At 62.0% G+C, this 3,305-nt stretch carries 3 protein-coding genes; 2 read left to right on the forward strand and 1 reads right to left on the reverse strand.

The features are described 5' to 3' along the window. Positions 1-759 (reverse strand): phosphoenolpyruvate carboxylase (locus AX735_RS17845; protein WP_156447539.1); only part of this gene is annotated, 759 nt, incomplete at its 3' end. A 154-nt stretch (positions 760-913) separates the two neighbouring features. On the opposite strand from AX735_RS17845, the gene AX735_RS17850 reads away from it, so the two are divergent. Continuing rightward, on the forward strand, positions 914-2,425 hold the full coding sequence (locus AX735_RS17850) for an alkaline phosphatase (RefSeq protein WP_066282946.1): 1,512 nt from the start codon (positions 914-916) through the stop codon (positions 2,423-2,425). A gap of 387 nt (positions 2,426-2,812) precedes the next feature. Beyond that, positions 2,813-3,262, forward strand: a complete 450-nt coding sequence (locus tag AX735_RS25305; RefSeq protein WP_137776294.1) for a hypothetical protein — start codon at positions 2,813-2,815, stop codon at positions 3,260-3,262. Positions 3,263-3,305 lie beyond the last annotated feature (43 nt).

Consider the following 3,305-nt stretch of genomic DNA (forward strand, 5'->3'; position numbering starts at 1 on the left):
GGCGGTGACGAACGGGTTGCCGTCGCGGTCGCCGCCGATCCAGCTGCCCAGCCGCAGAAAGGCGGGCGGGCGATGGCCCAGCACCCGCTCCCAGCGCGCATAGAGCATCGGCAGCACCGGCAGGAACACGTCCTGCATATAGGCGCGCGCATTCTCAACCTCGTCGGCGACGAACAGCCGTTCGCGGCGCAACGGACGGGTTTGCCAGAGCAGCGCGATCTGGCGGTGCAGCGCCTCGTCGATCCGGTCGCCGTTTGCGGTCTCGTCCAGCCCGGCATCGCGCAGCTTCATCAGGTCGGCGACGCGGTTCTTGTGATCGATCATCGACTTGCGTCGCACCTCGGTCGGGTGCGCGGTGAGCACGGGGACGATCAGGCTCTGGTCGAGCAGATCGCCGATTGCGGTATCGCTGACTCCGTGCTCGCGCAGGCGCGCCACCGCTTCGGCCACGGTCGCGCCGGTCTCCTGCGCAACACCCTGGCGGTCCTCGGCAAGGTTGGCGAGCATCGAGAACAGCATGAAGCCGCGCACGAACGACAATGTGTCGTCGAGGTTGAGGGCCTCGAGTCCGGTGTCGATCTCGTCCGCGCCCGCAACGCCGCGATGCCGATCGACGCTGGCCGAGCGGATATATTCGGTCTGGCGGAACAGCTTCTCGCCGCCATAGGCGCGGATGACGTCGCCCAATATCCGGCCAAGATAGCGGATATCGGGGTTCTGACTGATCGGGGTAAGGTGAGCGGTGTCAATGTCGGCCATGCGCGCATGCTGCGCTGCAAAATGGATTGGGTCAAGTCTATGTGCAGGGTTGTTGCAATCGATTGCAAGCATTCGGACGCATGCAGCCCCGAAAAGTCTCGAATTTGTCATGGCTTCGTGACAGAGCGGCGGCAGATTTGGAGGAGACTGCGCCATGAACCGCCCGCTTGCCACCCTGTTGTGCCTTGCCGCCCTTTGGTCTGCGCCGGTTCTGGCTCAGCACAATGCACCCAAGGAAGCCGCGCCGGACAAGGAGCGGGGCGAGCAGACCGCCGCCGATTATGCCGCACAGGGCCAGGCGCAATTGCAGGCGCGGCTCGCGATGCAGGCGCGCACCGGCAAGGCGAAGAACCTGATCATCTTCATCGGCGACGGCATGGGGGTGAGCACGCTGACCGCCGGGCGCATCTGGGAGGGCCAGAAGGCTGGGCGCGACGGCGAATCGAACGAGACCGCGATCGATGCGATGCCCTATTCGGCCATGGTGAAGACCTATAGCCACGATTTCCAGGTCGCCGATTCCGCCGCGACCGCCACCGCGCTGGTCACCGGCACCAAGACCCGCTCGGGCATGCTGTCGGTCGCTCCGGCGGCGCTGCGCGGCAAGTGCGAGACGGCGGCGGGCAGGGATGTGCCCACCCTGTTCGAACAGGCCGAAAGCGCGGGCAAGGCGCTCGGCGTCATCTCCACCGCGCGCATCACGCACGCGACGCCCGCCTCGACCTATGCGCACAGCGTCGATCGCAACTGGGAATCGGACAGCGAACTTCCCGCGGGCGCTGCCTGCCGCGACATCGCGCGCCAGCTGGTCGAATGGCCGCATGCCAAGGGGCTGAAACTCGTGCTCGGCGGCGGCCGCGCCGCGTTCATGCCGGCCACGCAATCGGACCCGGAATATGCCGACAAGAAGGGGGCCCGCAAGGATGGCCGGGATCTGGTCGCCGAATGGAAGAAGAAGAACCCGAAGGGCCGGTATGTCTGGAACGCCAGCCAGTTCGCCGCGCTGAACCCCGCCGACAGCGCGCCGGTCTTCGGCCTGTTCGAGCCCAGCCACATGCAATTCGAGGCCGACCGCGCGAAGGACAAGGCCGGCGAGCCCTCGCTCGCCGAAATGGTCGAGCTGGCGGTGAAGAAGCTGGGATCGTCCGAGCAGGGCTATGTACTGATGGTCGAGGGCGGGCGCATCGACCATGCGCATCACGGTGGCAACGCGCACCGCGCGCTCGACGATACCGTCGCGCTCGATGCCGCGATCGCCAAGGCGCTGGAGATGGTCAATCTCGACGAGACGCTGATCCTGGTCACCGCCGATCACAGCCATGTCTTCACCATCGCGGGCTATCCGCCGCGCGGCAATTCGATCTTCGGCCTGGCGAGCATCACCGAGGACGGCGAGCCGATCACCGCCAAGGACGGCAAGGCCTATACGACGCTCGGCTATGCCAACGGCCCCGGCGCCAAGGTGAACGAACCGCGCACCGACCCCGCGCAGGAAGATACCGCTGCGCTCAACTATCTCCAGCAGTCGCTGGTGCCGACCTCGGGCGAGACGCATGGCGGCGAGGATGTCGTGGTCAAGGCCGCCGGCCCCCAGGCGCATCTGTTCCACGGCACGCTGGAACAGCACAGCATCTACCACATCGCGAAGCACATCCTGGGGCTGTAGGCGTTGCGGGCGTCAAATCGCGCCCCGGAAGGCGTGGACCTCCCGCTGGCCGCGCCGGGTTAGGCAATGGCGGCAATGGCAATCTGACCGGGGATGGCGGCCCGGACTATAGCTGTGACGTGGAATATGGCGACGCGGATCACGGTGGCAGCGCACCATGTCGCGAGGCGAGAGGGTGCTCGAACCCATCGAGGCACGCCTGCGCACCGGCAGGCCGCTGGCCGAGGCGGCATGGATTGCCGAGGCGGAACGTGCCATGATGCGCAGCATGACCCCACCAAGCGCGGAAGGAAGGCAAGGGGGCTGACTGATGGAATTAAGTATCGTGTCCCCGGAATTCGTGTCTAGGGATTTATGCACGTGTCACCGTAATGCGAGAGGCTGTCGATGAGCAATAAACGTGTAATATGTGCAAAATATAAATTTCGCCTAGTTATATTGTGGGCATGTGTGTTTTTCGTTTGTTCGTTATGGATGTATTCTGCGCCTGTGACATCGGGGCGGTTAAGTGGGGTATTGAGGACTGACGATGGCCTTAATTTGATAGGTATAACAGTTCTGATTGGATCAATTTTTATCAATTTGATTGCGTTGATTTATGTGTTTCGGGCCATCTTCGGATTGCCTGCCATTTCCAGTGATGGTGAATTAATTAAATTCTTTATATTTCCTTTTAGGAGCGTTGTAATTTCAGACATTACTAGCCTTAAAATTGGCGAGAACGAGATTGAAATTTTTGAGCGAAATAAAAAGAAGAAAAAGATTAACACAAGCCTCGTTAGGGATGTGCACTTATTTTTCCAGAAAATCGAGTTGCCCAATTACGAATTACGGTGACAGTGCGCTAAATTGACATTGTGGGGCGGCAGTGCAAGGCTGC

Source organism: Blastomonas sp. CCH1-A6, from assembly GCF_001556365.1.
Taxonomy (GTDB): Bacteria; Pseudomonadota; Alphaproteobacteria; order Sphingomonadales; family Sphingomonadaceae; genus Blastomonas; species Blastomonas ursincola.

Excerpts from the sequence above, each read along its gene's own strand:
- AX735_RS17850 (WP_066282946.1), top strand. The coding sequence starts at position 914 with ATGAACCGCCCGCTTGCCACCCTGTTGTGCCTTGCCGCCCTTTGGTCT.
- AX735_RS25305 (WP_137776294.1), top strand. The coding sequence starts at position 2,813 with ATGAGCAATAAACGTGTAATATGTGCAAAATATAAATTTCGCCTAGTT.